The organism is Bradyrhizobium sp. CCBAU 45389, from assembly GCF_028128625.1.
GTDB lineage: Bacteria > Pseudomonadota > Alphaproteobacteria > Rhizobiales > Xanthobacteraceae > Bradyrhizobium > Bradyrhizobium liaoningense_B.
Window position 1 is genome coordinate 1 of the sequence record NZ_LBIY01000067.1, and the last position, 16,439, is coordinate 16,439.

The 16,439-nt window shown below is 58.6% G+C and carries 15 protein-coding genes; 6 read left to right on the forward strand and 9 right to left on the reverse strand.

Annotated elements, in window-relative coordinates; all coding sequences use genetic code 11:
• Window positions 1-78: 78 nt before the first annotated feature.
• Both tnpB and tnpC read left to right on the forward strand, forming a co-directional pair.
• On the forward strand, window positions 79-369 hold the full coding sequence (tnpB, locus tag XH79_RS07915) for an IS66 family insertion sequence element accessory protein TnpB (protein ID WP_442869932.1): 291 nt from the start codon (window positions 79-81) through the stop codon (window positions 367-369).
• 122 nt (window positions 370-491) lie between these two features.
• Window positions 492-1,970, forward strand: a complete 1,479-nt coding sequence (gene tnpC, locus XH79_RS07920; RefSeq protein ID WP_271581320.1) for an IS66 family transposase — start codon at window positions 492-494, stop codon at window positions 1,968-1,970.
• Window positions 1,971-2,135: 165 nt separating this feature from the next.
• Here the strand turns inward: tnpC and XH79_RS07925 are convergent, their stop codons facing one another.
• Together XH79_RS07925 and XH79_RS07930 are read right to left on the reverse strand one after the other, a co-directional pair.
• Complete coding sequence (locus tag XH79_RS07925; protein WP_271581307.1) at window positions 2,136-2,378, reverse strand: hypothetical protein; 243 nt, start codon at window positions 2,376-2,378, stop codon at window positions 2,136-2,138.
• Between the two features lie 558 nt (window positions 2,379-2,936).
• Complete coding sequence (locus XH79_RS07930) at window positions 2,937-3,191, reverse strand: DUF6894 family protein (RefSeq protein ID WP_271581308.1); 255 nt, start codon at window positions 3,189-3,191, stop codon at window positions 2,937-2,939.
• A 51-nt stretch (window positions 3,192-3,242) separates the two neighbouring features.
• Between XH79_RS07930 and XH79_RS07935 the strand changes: the two genes are divergently transcribed.
• Together XH79_RS07935 and XH79_RS07940 are read left to right on the forward strand one after the other, a co-directional pair.
• Window positions 3,243-3,491, forward strand: a complete 249-nt coding sequence (locus XH79_RS07935; protein WP_271581309.1) for a hypothetical protein — start codon at window positions 3,243-3,245, stop codon at window positions 3,489-3,491.
• 240 nt (window positions 3,492-3,731) lie between these two features.
• The gene (locus tag XH79_RS07940; protein ID WP_271581310.1) at window positions 3,732-4,364 is read left to right on the forward strand and encodes a tyrosine-type recombinase/integrase; all 633 of its coding nucleotides are present in this window, start codon (window positions 3,732-3,734) and stop codon (window positions 4,362-4,364) included.
• Between the two features lie 74 nt (window positions 4,365-4,438).
• On the opposite strand, the gene XH79_RS07945 is transcribed toward XH79_RS07940, so the two are convergent.
• Window positions 4,439-5,407: an ABC transporter substrate-binding protein gene (locus XH79_RS07945; protein WP_271581311.1), complete on the reverse strand. Its 969-nt coding sequence runs from the start codon at window positions 5,405-5,407 to the stop codon at window positions 4,439-4,441.
• Between the two features lie 357 nt (window positions 5,408-5,764).
• Here XH79_RS07945 and XH79_RS07950 point away from each other — a divergent pair, with 357 nt between their 5' ends.
• The gene (locus tag XH79_RS07950; protein WP_271581312.1) at window positions 5,765-6,511 is read left to right on the forward strand and encodes a C13 family peptidase; all 747 of its coding nucleotides are present in this window, start codon (window positions 5,765-5,767) and stop codon (window positions 6,509-6,511) included.
• 161 nt (window positions 6,512-6,672) lie between these two features.
• Here XH79_RS07950 and XH79_RS07955 read toward each other — a convergent pair whose 3' ends face one another.
• A complete protein-coding gene (locus XH79_RS07955; RefSeq protein ID WP_333938852.1) occupies window positions 6,673-7,062 on the reverse strand; it encodes a DUF1127 domain-containing protein in 390 nt (129 codons plus the stop codon).
• A gap of 88 nt (window positions 7,063-7,150) precedes the next feature.
• Here XH79_RS07955 and XH79_RS07960 point away from each other — a divergent pair, with 88 nt between their 5' ends.
• Complete coding sequence (locus tag XH79_RS07960; protein ID WP_271581314.1) at window positions 7,151-8,731, forward strand: winged helix-turn-helix domain-containing tetratricopeptide repeat protein; 1,581 nt, start codon at window positions 7,151-7,153, stop codon at window positions 8,729-8,731.
• Between the two features lie 189 nt (window positions 8,732-8,920).
• Here the strand turns inward: XH79_RS07960 and XH79_RS07965 are convergent, their stop codons facing one another.
• The 5 genes from XH79_RS07965 to XH79_RS07985 form a co-directional block, all read right to left on the reverse strand.
• The gene (locus tag XH79_RS07965) at window positions 8,921-12,298 is read right to left on the reverse strand and encodes an adenylate/guanylate cyclase domain-containing protein (RefSeq protein ID WP_271581315.1); all 3,378 of its coding nucleotides are present in this window, start codon (window positions 12,296-12,298) and stop codon (window positions 8,921-8,923) included.
• 340 nt (window positions 12,299-12,638) lie between these two features.
• Window positions 12,639-13,544: a hypothetical protein gene (locus XH79_RS07970; RefSeq protein WP_271581316.1), complete on the reverse strand. Its 906-nt coding sequence runs from the start codon at window positions 13,542-13,544 to the stop codon at window positions 12,639-12,641.
• Between the two features lie 106 nt (window positions 13,545-13,650).
• On the reverse strand, window positions 13,651-14,184 hold the full coding sequence (locus tag XH79_RS07975; protein ID WP_271581317.1) for a hypothetical protein: 534 nt from the start codon (window positions 14,182-14,184) through the stop codon (window positions 13,651-13,653).
• A 117-nt stretch (window positions 14,185-14,301) separates the two neighbouring features.
• Window positions 14,302-14,484 carry a hypothetical protein gene (locus tag XH79_RS07980; protein ID WP_271581318.1) on the reverse strand — a complete coding sequence of 61 codons (183 nt, stop codon included), beginning with the start codon at window positions 14,482-14,484 and terminating at the stop codon, window positions 14,302-14,304.
• A gap of 285 nt (window positions 14,485-14,769) precedes the next feature.
• A complete protein-coding gene (locus XH79_RS07985) occupies window positions 14,770-16,206 on the reverse strand; it encodes a DUF1254 domain-containing protein (RefSeq protein WP_271581319.1) in 1,437 nt (478 codons plus the stop codon).
• Between the last annotated feature and the right edge of the window lie 233 nt (window positions 16,207-16,439).

Genomic DNA, 16,439 nt, shown 5'->3' on the forward strand with positions numbered 1-16,439 from the left:
TTGAACGGCCGCACACTCCACATAATCGTGCGCTCCGCATAATTCCGGTTATGTGGTGCACCACATAACCGCAAGGGCATGGAGGGTCTTGCGACCCTGGTGCGCGAGAGCATGGGTGCAGATCCATTCTCGGGAGCTGTCTATGTGTTCCGGGCCAAGCGGGCGGACCGGATCAAGCTGGTGTTCTGGGATGGAACGGGCCTATGCCTGTTCGCCAAGAGGCTTGAGGATGGGATCTTCCGCTGGCCGAAGATCGAGGACGGTGTGATGCGTCTTTCGGCGGCGCAATTGTCGGCGCTGCTGGAAGGACTCGACTGGCGGCTTGTGCACGAGGCACGGGAGACGCCGGCGCCAGCGCAGCCCGGATAGCTGTTGGCAGTGCTGCGGCGAAGTGAATCAGGAGTGTCGGACGCGTCGCCAGGTGGCGGCGAATATGCTCTGATTTGGGTGTGAAGGACGCCCTGCCTGACGATCCCGAGACGCTGAAAGCGATGCTGCTTGCCGAACGGTGCGAGAGCGAACGGCTGCGTCAGATCATCAAGGAGTTGCAGCGACACCGGTTTGGTCGGCGGGCAGAGACGCTGCCTGAAGATCAGATGCTGCTAGGCCTGGAGGATGTCGAGCAGGTCGCAGCGTACAGCGAGACGGAGCAGGACGTGAGCGCACCTGAAGGCGGTCAGGCGCGGGCTCGCAAACGCCGCGGCAACCGTGGTGGCTTGCCGACGCACCTGCCGCGGCTCGAGGTCGTCGTCGACATCGAGGACAAGACCTGTCCTTGTTGCCAGGGCGAATTGCACCGGATCGGCGAGGATCGAGGCGAGCGGCTGGACCTAGTCCCGGCGCAGTTCCGGATCCTCGTGACCCGGCGTCCTAAATACGCCTGCCGGGCTTGCGAGGACGGCGTCATGCAGGCGCCGGCCCCGGCCCGGCTGATCGAGGGCGGATTGCCGACCGAGGCCACCGTCGCCCAGATCCTGGTCTTCAAATATGCCGATCACCTGCCGCTCTACCGGCAGGCGCAGATTTACGCCCGCCAGGGCATTGAGCTCGATCGTTCGACGTTGGCGGACTGGGTAGGACAAGCTGCCTTCCACCTGCGTCCACTGCATGACCGTCTCCTCGGCAAGCTCAGGCAACGGCCAAAGCTGTTCGCCGACGAGACGACGATGCCGGTGCTCGATCCCGGCCGCGGGCGCACCAAGACCGGTCAGCTCTGGGCCTATGCGGCGGACGACCGGCCATGGGGCGGCGCCGATCCTCCGGGCGTCGGCTATGTCTATGCACCCGATCGGAAAGCCGACCGACCGATCGCCCATCTTGCAGGCTTCAAGGGGATCCTGCAGGTCGACGGCTATGCCGGCTATGGCAAGCTCGCCGAGCGTGGTGAGGTTCAGCTTGCATTCTGCTGGTCGCACATGCGGCGTAACTTCTACGAACTTGCAACACCCGGTCCCGCGCCCATCGCGAGCGAGGCGCTTCAGCACATCGCCGAGTTCTACGCGATCGAGAAGGACATCCGTGGCCGCAGCGCCGAGGAACGCTGCCTCGTCCGGCAGCAAAAGAGCCGGCCGCTGGCGGAAGCCCTCGAACGGTGGCTCCGCGCAAAGCTCGCGCTGATCAGTCAGAAGGGCAAGCTCGCCGAGGCCATCCGCTACGCGCTCTCGCGCTGGGAGGGCCTAACGCGCTTCATCGATGACGGCCGTATCGAGCTCGACAACAACGCGGTCGAGCGCTCGATCCGTCCGATCGCGCTCAACCGGAAAAATACGCTGTTCGCAGGCTCCGACGGCGGCGCCGAGCACTGGGCCATCATCGCATCCCTGGTCGAAACCTGTAAGCTGAACGACGTCGATCCGCTTGCCTACCTGACTGACGCGCTCACGAGGATCGTCAACGGCCATCCAAACAGCAGCATCGACGAGCTGCTTCCGTGGGCCTATTGCCGTCACGAACTCAAGGCTGTGGCCTGAGAACGACGCTTACGTTGAGAGCGTCAGGGGCGGCGGACCAAAGCCGTCGGCTTACCGAATGGCCGAAAGACATCAGTCGGTTACAGCCGACTTTTGCAACAGAATCGGCCAGCAGCAGAAGTCACCGTGGGCTGAAAATGAAAGAGGCAGCCAACTGAGGCGGCCCTACTCTGGATCGATCCTATAAACGTCGCCCGGGCCGAGGTTTAGTTCCTCGAACATCTTTTGCTGCTTTTCCGTAAGGATTGCTGGAACAACCTCCGCCGTCCAGCCTTCGGGAACGGCGGCGAGGACCAGTGTCAACGCCTGCTTAGGCTTGGCTAAGGCTAACCACATCTGCTTCGTTGGCGGCGCGTCGTCTGAGGCCACCTCAACGATAGTGAACGAGTTGCCGAACGACTCCGCCATCGCTCGCTAATGCCTCAGCCCGTCGCTAGTTGCTGGTGTGAGGCAGACGAACGGGGCCAGCTATCAAGCGATATGTGGGCACCCAGGCGGTGTTCCACGATTCCATGGTTGCGCCGCAAACCGAGCACTCGAAGCTGGCGATTTCCCGCGAAGGGGCCATCGCCTCGGTGCGGCTGTAAACAGCGCCGCATTGACAGGATCGATGCTGAGATTCTGGCATGCGTCTTTATGCGCCAGAAAAACAAAACAGGCCACCCATTCAAAATAGGCCACTGGGGTCGGAAACAGGCCAGCGCCGTCCGTTGGGCTGTCCCAATAAGGACGCCGGACGAATCGCGAATTAGGACACTGGGAAATCTACAGTAGCAGACGCAAAAACGCCGCCCGCTTGAAATCCAGCGCGGACGGCGTCGCTCCAGCCCCGGGAGGGAGATTGTAAAATCCCGATAGCAGTGTGTCTGCACGCGCCGTGCCAAGGTTCAAATGCGTCATGCCGGGACACCCGCAGAGGCGGATTAGGACGCTAGGCCTTAACCGAAGCGGCCAACTGAGGCCGCCCTACTTCCTTTGTCGGGAGCTTATCTCAATCCGGTATAGCACCTGCTTTTGTTCGTCAGTGACTTCCACGCTCCATTCCTGCCCGGGCCGGAACCTGCCGTCGATGTCTTTCATGACCTCGCCAGCGAAGCCGGTGGCATGCTTCCAAGCCGCGTCATCATTGGGGAATTCCTCGCCATATTCATCGGTGCTCGGCTCTAAGTCCCGAACATGGAAGTAGTACATCGGCATGCCAAGGGAATGCAGATGCGGCACGCTCGTTCCAGCTAAGCCACGCAACGTGCCTTAGGAACATCCCAAGGAATCGTGCATAATGCCTATATGGCCGCAGCAACTGATTCTGACGTCCATTTGGTTCGGGTCACGACCGACGACCGGAAGCACCAAATCTGGGTCGCCGCTGCTCCGCGCGCCGAAGCTGTCAATCTGGTGCTGGATGCCATCCCGGAAGGGTGGACAGCGGCCCTGTTGCGCAACCGGTTGCAAGCTGGAGAGTTGGAGGCGCTGAACCTTCAGCCCGGCGAGGTTCGGGAAATCACTTCCAAATCAAATTAGGACACTCCCCCAGTCAACTTAGGACACTAGGGGTCCAAATACGGACGGTACCCGTCCGTTGAATTGGAATAAACGGCGACCCCAGCACGATGAGAACGGTCAAAGTCCGCTCGGGGTCAAAATCGGTCCTTCCATCGCTCGAATTGGACGCAAGTACGTCTCCAACCGTCTAGAAGCGGACGCCGGACTGGAAGGGCTTTGGGCTCAAAATGACCAGCCTCACTAGCTGAGGAGGTCAACATGACCATTACCCCAAGCACCATCCCCGCCGTCTCGAAGCACGTTCCCTGGAACAAGGGGAAGATCGTCGGCGCAAAGCCGCCGCTCCGTCCGGAGCACGTCTGGTCAATACGAACCAAGCTCCAGGTCGAAGGCCGAATGCGCGATCTCGCACTCTTCAACGTCGCCGTCGATAGCAAGCTGCGCGGCTGCGACGTCGTAGCCTTGAAAGTCGATGACCTTGCGCCAGGCGGATATTCAGCCGACCGCGCGACCGTCCGTCAAAAGAAGACCGGCCGGCCAGTCAAATTTGAACTGACTGAATCGACCCGGCAGGCGATCGATGATTATCTGCGGGTTACGGGCAAGAAGTCAGGAGAATACCTGTTCACTGGCCGTAGGCTGAATGGACATATGACCACCCGCCAGTATGCCCGCCTCCTATCCCGCTGGCTCGCCGACATTGGATTGGACCCACATCTGTTCGGCACGCATTCCCTTCGCCGGACCAAGGCGACCTTGATCTATCGACGAACCGGCAACCTGCGAGCCGTACAGCTCCTTCTGGGGCATACTAAGATCGAGAGCACCGTTCGATATCTGGGCATCGAGGTCGACGACGCCCTTGCGATAGCAGAACAAGTCGACGTCTGACTTCGGGGGCAGAGCAGACGTCGCTCTGCGCTGACTTCAAAGACGGCTCCGGGCCACAAGGGGACATAGCCTCGCTATTCAATCACCTCATCGGCGCGCGCGAGCGCCAGCGGCGAGATGTTGATGCCGAGCGCCTTTGCGGTCTTGAGATTGATGACCAGTTCGTACCTTGTCGGTTGCTCGACGGCGAGATCGGCGGGTTGCGCGCCTCTGAGAATCTTATCCACATACACCGCGGAACGACTAACGAAATCGCTCATATTCACCCCATAACTCAACAGTGTGCCCGCCTCGGAGAATTCCCGATGGCTGGCGATCATGGGTAGCCGCCCTTTTATTGCGAGCTCTGCGACTTTGTTTCGGTACGGCCCAAACGTCGGGCTCGAAGTAAGCACAACAGCATCTATCTGCTGCGCGGCGAGCGCAGAAAACAACGCATCAAGCTGCTCTGGACCCGACACGTCAAAGCGTTGGAGCTGAATGCCTAGAGACGCCGCCGCCGCATCCAGTTCTCCCATTTGAGAGTTGAAGGCAGGATCCGCCGAGTTGCCAAGGACGCCTACTTTGCCGACCTCGGGGACAGCCTGCTTCAGAGTTTCAAGGAGCTTCCCGACAAACCCTGCAGCTGCGGTGAAGGTGGTACCGGTGACGTTGCCACCCGGCCGGCTGAGGCTGGAAACGAGCCCCAGTTCAACCGGCTCAACGGTGAAAACCATGACGATCGGGATGCGGCTGGTTGCATTCCTTGCCGCAACCGCCGCCGATACGGCCGGCGCGACGATAAGATCAACATTGCTCTGGACCAACTCGGCAGCAAGTTGCGGCAGCCGCGCAATGTCTCCATCGGCCCATCGATATTCAATGCTGATATTGGTACCTTCGATCCACCCGAGCTCCCTCAACTTTTGCAAAAAAGCATCAAGGATGCGCCGCACGGATTCGCGCGAGGGAGCACTTAGATAGCCGATACGATAAATCTTCTGCTTTGGCTGCGCGCGCGTGGCGTCTGGCAAGATGGCCGCCAATCCGCCGAGAAAAATCATGAAATCGCGCCGCCTCATATCGCCAGCTTACCGGTAAGACCTGACGGTTTGAAGGAGGTGAACCGAAAATCAGCATGGATTTTCGGTCGGTCCGGGAGAAGGCCAGTCTGCTTTGCTGCCGGGAGCGGCTCGCAACCGATCCTTCGGTCCGCTCGGGGTCAGACTCGGCCCTCAATGTGCCGGATCGGGGCTTCCGGTCCTCCCTGACAAGCTGACCTCTTTTGAGGCGCATCGACCGTCGCCGTCGGCCATGTCCGGACCCTTGCACTTCCATTCCGAAGGATGAAAATTCACTGGCTTTCCGCTATTTTGTGTTGAGCCGCAGTTCTGAAGCGGCGATCCGAAACGAGGTTCGCGATGACCTCCAGGTCCTCGATCAGGCGGCTCGGCGCACCGCTCGTCGCTTTTTTTCTGACCATCTGGCCATTGGTTCCTCCGGTACATGCTGTTGAGGACGCTGCAAAGGTTGGCGTGGTGTCCTTTGGCCTGTATGGGGATCAAGGCGTGTTTAGATCCGAGGCGACCGGCGCGGCTCAGGTCGTGGCCGGCCGTTTCCAGACTGGACCGATCAACGTGGAGTACAATTCCAAGAAAGGAGGAAATGCAACGATCGAAGCTCTGAGCAAGTCGTTGCAGACGGCAGCCAACCGCTTGGATCCCGAGAAAGATGTTCTCTTTTTGATTCTCACCTCGCATGGCTCTCCTGATGGCCTTGCAATCAAAGCGGGGCGGCTGACAGAAACGCTTACGCCGTCTCGTCTCCGCGACATGCTCGTGAAGACAGGTGTGCGACACAAGGTGGTGGTCATCTCGGCTTGTTATTCCGGGATTTTTATCCCGCGCCTGGCGACCCCCGATGTGCTGGTCATCACCGCGGCCGATGACAAGCATCCGTCGTTCGGCTGCCAGGACAAGGCCAAGTGGACCTATTTTGGGGACGCTTTTTTCAACGTCGCGCTCCGAAAAGCCGTCAGCCTGAAGGATGCGTTTCTCGATGCGCGCTCACTCGTCCGGAAGCGAGAATTGCGGGAACATTTCGAGCCGTCGAATCCGCTCATGGCGGGCGGTGCAGACGTGCTGCCATTGCTCGTCGGACGCCCTTGAACAACCGGCCGTGAGCGCAGAGGTCATTGCTCGCGGGCGCATCGCCGTTTCCGGTCGCCCCCGATAAGCAGACTATTTGGCTGCCCGCTTAGACTTCGCATTCGGGCCAGAAGCAGCCATAACGGCTTCGTAGCAGGCCGCGATGGTTTCCGCGCATTGCACTAGCGAGGTTTGGTGCGTGTTTCTGAGAGGTGCTTGTCCCAATGTGGGTGGATTTGGCCGTCCACTGTTGGCAGGCATTGGACCCATTCGGCTCGTATGCCTCGCGGGTCGATATCTCTGTTCGATACGACGTAGTCAATCTCGCCTCGCGTCGTGCCAATATCCATCAGCTCGCGGTCCGCCAGGCGGCATAATTCCGTTTGCAGCCTCCGGCGTTTGCGCCACTCCTGAAATGCCTTCCAATATGCTTCGAGCGGACTATAGACCGGCCGGTCGGTAGTTGCTCTGTGCTGCAACTTGGTGATCTCTTGGACTGTGCTCATTGCCGTGTGTCCTGTCGACTTTTCACAGGACGAACATGCTGTACGACGAGCCACCGCGCCTGACATCCGGCTTACATTTTCCTTACCAGCGGCTTATTCTTTGCGTTCGAGGGCGTTAAAGCCTGAAAATCGAAGGCCCTAAGGGGATCATCAGATGCGCTATTTCTTCGAGGAGTACGCATTCGATACTGACCGTCGCGAGCTACATCGCGGAACCATCCCTGTTTCCATCACGCCGCAGGTCTTCGATCTACTAGACTATTTGATCCGGCACAGGGAGCGCGTCGTCAGCAAGGACGATGTCATCAGCGCGGTTTGGAACGGACGCATAGTCTCAGATGCCGCGTTGACGACCCGCTTGAATGCCGCTCGCGCCGCAATCGGTGACGATGGTGACAAGCAGTGCCTAATCAAAACGTTGCCGCGCAAAGGCTTTCGCTTCGTTGGCGTAGTGCACGAAGGGCGGAGGCCCGAAACTGCGTCGGCAAGTTCGGCGGCGCAGAACGACGGCACGGCACAAAGGTCGCTTTCACCGCCTCGCCTCTCCATCGTTGTGTTGCCCTTCGCCAACCTTAGCGGCGACCCAGAGCACGACTATTTCGTCGATGGTGTGACGGAAAGCCTCACTACGGACTTGTCGCGGATCAGCGGCTCATTGGTGATCGGGCGACACACCGCATTCACCTACAAGGGCAAAGCGGCTGACCTCAAGCAAATCGGTCGCGAGTTGAACATCCGGTATGTGCTAGAAGGCTCCGTACAGCGCCACGAAAGCCGACTTCGCGTCAACGTGCAGCTGGTAGACGCTGAAACCGGCACGCATTTATGGGCGGACCGCTTTGACAAACCCGTCACCGATCTGTTCGATATGCAGGACGAGATCATATCTAGGCTAGCTAACTCCTTAGACGCGCAGCTCGTCGCAGCCGAGGCCGTGAGAGCACAACGTTCTGCGCATCCCAATTCAATGGAGTTGTACTTCCAGGGCAGAGCTAAGCTCAATATGGGGTTGGCTCCCGAATATATCTTGCAGGCGCGCCACTTTTTCGAGCGCGCCCTGACGCTTGATCCCGGCAATATCGAAGCGCGTCTGGGCTTAGCGCATGTTGATGGCATTGTTGGTGCCGGCTACATGACCGACAATCGGATAAAGTACCTTACCATAGCGGAAGTGGCCGTTATGCATGTCCTGACCCTCGCGCCGAACCACGCCTTGGCTCACTTACATTTGGGAACAGCAAAAATTTTCACGAACCGCGTGTCCGAGGGCATTGACGAACTACAACACGCTTTGGCGTTGGACCGAAATCTGGCCCATGCGCACGGATTAATCGGTCAGGCCAAGATTTTCCTCGGTCGCGGCGGGGACACTGAGGCGCATGTCTTAGAGGCACTCCGCCTGTCTCCCCGCGACATTCATGCCTTCATGTGGATGCAGTATGTCGGTTTCGCTAAGTTGCAACTTAGTGCCGATAGGGAAGCCGTCTGTTGGCTCCGCAGGAGCATCGACGCCAACCGAAATTATCCGTTTGCGCATCTTGGGCTCGCCGCTGCCCTAGCACTGCTTGGAGCACTCGATGACGCGCGGGCCGCTGCGCAAGCGGGGCTCGCGCTTCAACCTAATTTCAGCATCCGCCGCTTCCGCGCCAGCCCCTCGACCGATAATCCAGCTTACCTCGCCAAACGTGAGCGCATTTATGAGGGCATGCGATTGGCAGGAGTACCGGAGGGGTAATGTCGCAGATGGGTCAAAGGCTGCCCTCGGCAGCTCCATGACCTTATTCCGCTCAGTACTCGGCAGCGGACAGTGCGGGGCGAATAGCGGGTCAGCCACGGGCCACAAGGAGAGTGCGGCGAACTTCCAACGTCATAGTTTTGGGCGCCGATGCAATAGCTGTGGCGGCGGCGATCGCGTCGCACGAGATCAGCTCAAGGTCCTTTGAACGTCGCGCGCTCGTCTGAGATCAGCCGTTTCGGCTCCTTCGTCGAACCAACGGAGGATCGGTTCTAGAACAGCGCGCGCCTCATCAGGCTTCCCTTCCGTCCGCCAGAGCTCTGCAAGGCTTGTGACGGCGCGCAATTCCAAAGATTTGGCGCTTTGACCACGCGCCACTTCGATAGATCGCTTGAGATGAAGTTCAGCCTCTCTTGTCTTCGATGGGTTATCCGAGAGAAGAAGTTGCGCGTTTTGGCGATGCAACTCTGATTCCCAGGACCTGCCGGTCACCTCATTGATATCGAGCAGGATGCCTTCGACAATCGATAGCGCGTTTTGGATTTCGCCCGTCCTGGCGTACAGGTCCGCCAGCCAGCTGACCATCATTGGACGCATGAAGCCGACGCCACTCCGTCGCGCTTCGTCGAGTCCCAATGGAATGTCTTCCAGGGCCTGTTCGAGTCGGCCTAGTTCGCCCGCTGCCCGGCCTCGTGAAATTTTCGACAAGATTGCGTACAGCGAAAACCGCTGCTCCTGCGACATTTGAAAGCTTTTTTCGGCGCTTTCGAAGGCGCGGCCGGCCTCGCCGCGCAGGAGGTGCACAACAGAGGTCATGTAATGCGCGAACGCCACGGTGTAGGAGTGGCCAAGGTCTTGACCCAAAGCAAGTGCTTCCGAAACGCGGGAAAGGGATTGATCCGGATAACCGAGAAACCACAAGTCCCAGGACAGGAGCAGAAGTGAAGCCGCCTGGGGTTCCACCATATAAAGATTGGATAGGGGCTGTTTTCCTTTGCCCGCTGAGAGCTCGATCGACTCCATGAAGTGGTCCGCTGACGAACGGAAGTGCCCCATCGTCAACAACGTGCTGCCCATCACCCTATGAGCCATCATCAGAGGCACGGGTTGGGACAATGCTCGAGACCGTGAGAGGAACTCACCAGCCAAGCGGAGCGCATCGTCGTTCTTTCCACCCATCCAGGAGTGCCCCCACAACCCAAACAGGGCCTGGAAATACTCAGAGACATCGCCTAGTTGCAGGCATAAGACATGTGCTCGCGAAAACGCTTCGCGGGTTTCCGCGGAAGCATACCCTTGAACGGCGATAAGCGGTATTCCCAACGCCAATTGAAGGTCGATCTCCTGCTTGATACGCTCGGGCGTTTCCGGCAAAGCGTCGAGAAGCTGAAGGGCCTTTCGAAAGCTGGCAATCGCCTCGACATTGGCGGAATGCGCGAGCGCGCGCCGCCCGGACTCGAACCAGCAACGGATGGCCGATTGATGATCGCCCGCCTCTTGATGGTGATAGGCCAGAATCTGGGGTTGATTTTCGGCGAGCTCCGAAAAATCATGCTGCAAGACTGCCGCGATGTCCGCGTGTATCTGCTGCCTCTTACTCCGAAGCAAGGAGTCATAGATTGCGTCACACAGCAGCGCGTGCTTGAAGGCGAAACGAAGGGAAGGCGAAATTCCAACTCGGTAGATGATGTCGGCTTGTTCGAGCAACGAGAGCGCCGACAGCATGTCGTCATCGCTCATTCGCGATGCAGCCGACAAGAGGTCATAAGAGAACTCGCGCCCGATCACGGCCGCAATCTGTACAAGCCTGCGGCTCGGCGCAACGCGGTCCAGCCGCTCCATCAATGCATCGCTCAGCGTGTCCGGAACCCTGAGCGATGCCAGCTGTGGTGCGCGCGCGATGCCTCGGGTTCGCAAGGGCGCACCCATCATACTGCTGGTCAGTTCTTCCACGAAAAGCGGCACGCCATCAGCCTTTGCAATGATCCGGTCGAGCACCGGTTCGGGCATGCTTTCCCCCTTCAAGATATCTCGGATCATCGCCTTGACTTCGGTTAGCGACAATCGAGTGAGCGAGTGCATGGTGGCGTTTGCACGCGTCATCCAATTGGGACGGAACTCGGGTCGGCACGATACGATCAGTAGCACACGAGCGTGATCGATCCCGCTAATGATCGATTCAAGCAGTTCAAGCGTCGATGGATCCAGCCAGTGCGCATCCTCGAAGATGCAGAGCGTGGGGCGCTGGACGGAAAACGCCAAGATCATGTCGACAAGCGTGCTTATCGTTCTGTTCTTTATTTGCTGCGGCGTAAGACCGGATAGTTCCAGGCTATTCTCCAAAGAGATTGATAACAGTCTGGCAATGAGCAAGACCTGCTCTTTGGAATGATTGATTGATCGCGGAAGGTAATTCGTAAGCTTGACAAGCTTTTCTGTCTCGGGGCCGCGAGCTGTCAATTGGGCCGCCTGTTCGATCTGACCGATCACCGGATAGAATGCGCTTTGACTATGATAGGGCGAGGACTGATGGTGCAACAGAATGTGCGGCTCTTGCTGAACATGCGATATCAACTCGTGGAGCAGCCTTGATTTGCCGACCCCGGGAATACCCGAGAGCAATATGACCTGGCCTTCACCTTCGTTGACCTTCCGCCATCTATCTAGCAGCAGGCTCAGTTCGGTCGAACGTCCAATGAGTGGGGTAAGAGAGCCCGTATGCGCAGCCTCGAAGCGGCTGGCGGAATGTTTGGCCGAGAGCACGCGATACACGTGAAGCGGTTCACTCAGGCCCTTGATTTCATGGAGCCCGACGTCCTGAAAATCAAACGCTGCCCATACGAGACGCCTCGTCGATTCAGAGATGAGTACCGTATTGGGAGCGGCAAGGGTCTGTAGACGTGCGGCGATATTGGGCGTCTCCCCCACCGCGTCCATCGACCACGTACCACTATCTCCAATCTCACCGACAATGACAGGGCCCGAGCAAACGCCCACTCGACAATTCAGGGGGGCAGGCCCTGAAATCTTCGAAATCCCGAACACAATTTCCAGACTGGCGTGAACAGCGCGAACGGCGTCATCTTCGTGCGCGCGAGGCCAGCCGAAAAACGCCATCACTCCATCGCCGAAATAGCGGGCGACCTCACCTCCATAGCGCGCAATTGCGGCGCTGCACGCTACCCGATACGCGTCGATGAGTTTTTGGAGATCTTCAGGATCCAACTTCTCCGCTAGCTGCGTGGAGCCGACCAGGTCACAGAACATCACTGTGATCTGACGAAATTCAGCTTCGCGATGTTTGTCCGGAGCAGGCGATACCGCAGCGGCGCTTGCAACCGCTGTCGGCGTGCCGATGGGTTGGCGAGCATCCCTCAATTCCCTGATGGCCGTTAGCAGCTTCTTGCGGTGACCTAGAGACGATACTCCCAGCTTCTCGAGATCATTCTCCGTCAAATCCGGTAGGACCGAGAAGTCGATATGGTTTTCGGTGAAGGTTTTGGCGTACTGGGTTAGCCCTTGTCTACTCAGCCACTCGGCCAAGTCGGTGGTTGTTGTCCTCGTCATTGCAGAGGTCCTTGCCTACCGCCGTGGGCCCATCAAGGAGCTGTGCCTCAGACCTCCATGCGCGGCCTTTGTCGCGTGAACATAGGAAACCTTCTCTGGCGGACAATATTAGTTTCCGCACACGACATTATATGCTCGAGCGTTATATGACCGTTATATGAGCGTTAACACCGAATTTTCCGTGTTCGGTGTCGAGGCGCAACCGAAGCGCGGCGCGAGGACGCCATACGCCGGTACCCTACCATGCTACCCACGGCGCGGTTCGCGCGTGCCGTTTGCCTTGAAGCGCAATTGCTCCACCAGGACCGGGCTCCATTCTCGTACTTCTCGCCAAGGCCGCTCACGCTGCTGGCCGACGAGCGTCGTGCCCTCCACCTTTCAAAGGATGTAAGCTGCGACAAGGGGGGAGCGCCTCTCCAAGTGCCTGCTCGAGCTCTTCGAGCATCTCCGCTTCGGATTTGAGAAGCTCGTGATTATATCCCTCCGCCAGGATCAGCGCCGATTCATACGTCTCCCGAACGATACTTATACGATCATTCGCGGGAAGGGACGCTACGAACTTGATGGTTTCCTCGACGTGGTTTGCCTCGCTTCCGAGGGAGCTGTGGCTTCTGAGGAAGCGGGTCGCATCAATATCACCCGGACAGATTGCCTGCACCTTCTCTATATCGCTCGCCTGCTTCAGCGCCGCGATACGCTCCAGGCAGTACGAATAGCCGATGCAGCCGATTGGATAGTCCTGGACGCAGAGATCATAGAAGCGCTTGCAGAGCGGCTCGATACCCTCCGGAATGAATTTGGCGACGAGTCGCTCGCCGGGTACACCCAGCGCACGCAGATCCTTCAGCGCAAGCCGGTCGTGACCGCTCTCCTCGCGTGCACGCTCTTCCAAATAGTCTGCAACCTCGGGCCTCCCCAGGTCGTTGAAGCGCCGGGCGGCGCGCCGGAGATTTCGAGGCGTATCGACAGAAGTGTGATACGCGCCCACCAATGCAACGACATAGCCGACGAGCGTCGGGTCAGGGCGCGCCAGCTTCTTTTCGATTGTCGCAAATCCAAGATTGATCGCGCCGTCCAGCAGCCCGACCATACTGCCCGCTGAGCCCACACCTGTCATCGGTGCGGAGAAGGGATCCATGTTTTCCTCCGTACCGCCGGGAGTATGAAACCAGACTTCTCCCGACTCGCGAGCGATGATCGAAATATCACCCGCGACGTTGACCCACTCCGTGACCTGCCGTGTCATTCGAACCTCCACTTTCGAGTGAACGCCCGTGTGGTTTCGCTGGATGCGGCAAAAACTCGCGTCCGCCAGAGACGCCCTGTCGCATCCGAAACGGATTGCAATACCGCTAGATTCCGTTCGGCGTGATAGCCATCAGCAACTTGGCTGTCTCAAGCAGCGGCGGCCCGGCAAGAGTTGGACGTGTGGGTCTCGGCAGCACCAAAACGACTCCGACAGTTCTGTCGAGCCCTGCGTCTGCCAAATTGAACCCAGCATCGTACTCGTCTTCGGTAATGACGATGGGTTTCTCCAAATAAATTCCCCGAGCCGCAAGAGCCGCTTTTGCTGCAGTCGAGCGCGCCAGGTACTGCGTCATGGATATCGTACCCGTACTAGGCGTGATCAGGGGATTGTTGGCGGGACCTGTCCAGATGTCGACGATCCATTGTGCGAGGACATCACTTTGGTACGAGAAATCAGCGACCTTATCTTCTAAATCGTCCTTCGCAGTGCCCATCTCGTCCGCGAAAATTCCGCGCTTTTGCTTTTTATTAGACCCGGCCGCTTGCGCTGCCGCCGCGGGAAGCAGTGCGCCGCCGGCGGCTCCCGCAAGGAACCAACGCCGATTGAAATTGGGTTGTGGCTTGATGTGCGAGGCCATGATCAATCCCTCCCTGCTAAAATCAGTTCGGTATGCTAACGCCGCACTCGTATTCTAGTTGTAAGTTTTCCTCCTGACAAGGCTGCTGCTGCACTACCCAATCGGCACGTCAGACCATCACCGTCGATGTGATGGAATATTGGTCCGGCTCCATCGCGCGCTGTGCCCCGCCCCGCCACCTTGCGCGCAGCCGCTCGCCGGCAGCGCGGCAAGGCCAAGCAGCTCCACGGTGCCCTTCGTGGTGGAGCCGATCCGGAACGCCGCCTGGGATCTATCCACGCCTTCAACGAAGCGTCCCATCCGTATTCCCATCAGGAAACAGAGGAATCGTAGCTGGCTCGCAACTTTTCACACAGCCAGGACCTAAGCGGACATAGCAATCTATTCGATGAGCTTCATCCGCACGTCTGAGTAGCAAGGGAAGTTCGTCGAGGCCGGAAGCCTTGGCGCTCTTGAGGTTTATCACCAATTCGAACTTGCTCGGCGGCCACTCCGGATCGACAGCCGCCAGTCAGTTTCTTCGCTTTAGGCTAGCGCTCGCGATCCGCAATTGTTCGCTAGCGCCGAAAGTTCATTGGCTCGCGATCAGACCGATACAGCCTTTCTCACTGGAGGGACTTTCCACGAGCCGTCGATGATGGATGGCTTCTTTTCGCTGGGCCAGTACAGCCGCATCATGAGCACAAAGTCGCCTGCGGGTGCCGGAAGCCAGTTCGATTCCTTGTCCTTGCCCGGTGAGTCCTTCTGGATGTAGAGCTCCGTTGACCCGTCAGGGTTAGATTTGAGGTTCTGCCGCGCGCTGATCGAATAACGGTTGATCGGGTTGTTGACGAAGAAATAATCGGCGTCGTACATGGTCAGCGACCAAAATCCCTGCGCCGGTGGCAGCTGCCCCTTCGGGAAGCGGATGACATACTTATTAGCGCCACTGTACTTGCGGTCTTCCGCATCCTTCAATGAGGTTGGATAGACGGCATCCTGGGGCCGGTTCGCGCCGAGCCCGATGGCAGTTACCAGAGCCCGCATCAGATAGTCGGTGCCGTAGATCCCGGCCTTGGTTGTGTAACCCCAACCGTTCTCATCCTTCATTTCTTTGTTGATCTTGAACTGGAGCATGATCCGGTCGAATCCGATCTCCGGCACCCGCTTCACGAAATCCGCCTTCAGCTTGCTCGGATCGAAATCCTGCCCCGGCACGATGCCGATCCTGGCGAACTTGACAATCTGTGGCGCATCGGCTGCTGCTGGCGGGTTGTCCTTCATCAGCTTGCAAAGCAGCGTGAAATAGGCAACCGCGTCCATGCGGTTCACCTGTTCGCGTACTGCCGTCTTCATATCTTGGGATGGATCGACCGTGCCAGGCGGCGGAGTGTAGGGCTTTCCGTACGAACTCAACGGCACCAGTTTGACCTCGTCCTGCAGCTTGTGCACTTCGGCGTAGTCCTCCGGCGTGCCGGTGCAATAGATGCGGCCGAGGAGCCATACGATATTGGTGGGCGACTTGTACTCCTTGACACCCGCCGGGAGCCTACCCTTCCAGCCGGGTCCGGTGATGGCGTAGGTCTGAGCGGCCGTGCCAGTGGTTCGCTTGCCGGGCACCTGGAAGACCGTGGTCCAGCCGTCCAGCATCGGAAAGAGAGCATAGCGCCCTTTCATGTCCGGGAGGCTAAGGACCCACGGCTCCTTGCCAACATCGAAGAAGGCGCTGGTGTAGAGCGTGTCAGCATTTGGCGCTGTCACATCCCGGAATGATGCATCAGGGTACTGGCGTAGCTTGATAATGTGGCCCATCGGCGCCCTTGTCCCTGCCGGTGCGCCGACATTGGTGATGACCCTGCGAGTCATTTCCATCGTCACTAGTGGATAGCCGTAGATGTAGGCATCGGTGGCGAGCGCGAACTCCTCAAGTCCGTCGCCGATGCCGAGGAATTCACCAAACTCGGCGCGGCTCAATTCGCTCATAGAGGTGCCCGCGAGCACGGTGATGCCGCCAAGCAGTACGTCGCGACGCGTGAAGCTCATGGTGCCACCTTTCATCCCGCTCATCGATACGCGGTGTGTACGAGACGAAGAACTTCACCACTTGGGGTTGATAGTGTTGACTTAGATCAACGTTGGCTGCCCTCTAGTCAACCTTGCGGGACCGTCTGTCTTGGCGATGTCAGCCCTAAGGGGCACAAGCAGTAGTGCTCTGGCCGATCAAAAGATTACCGCTCGGCCCTCGGGAGCGGACCTTCAATCTATGAGTACACGGC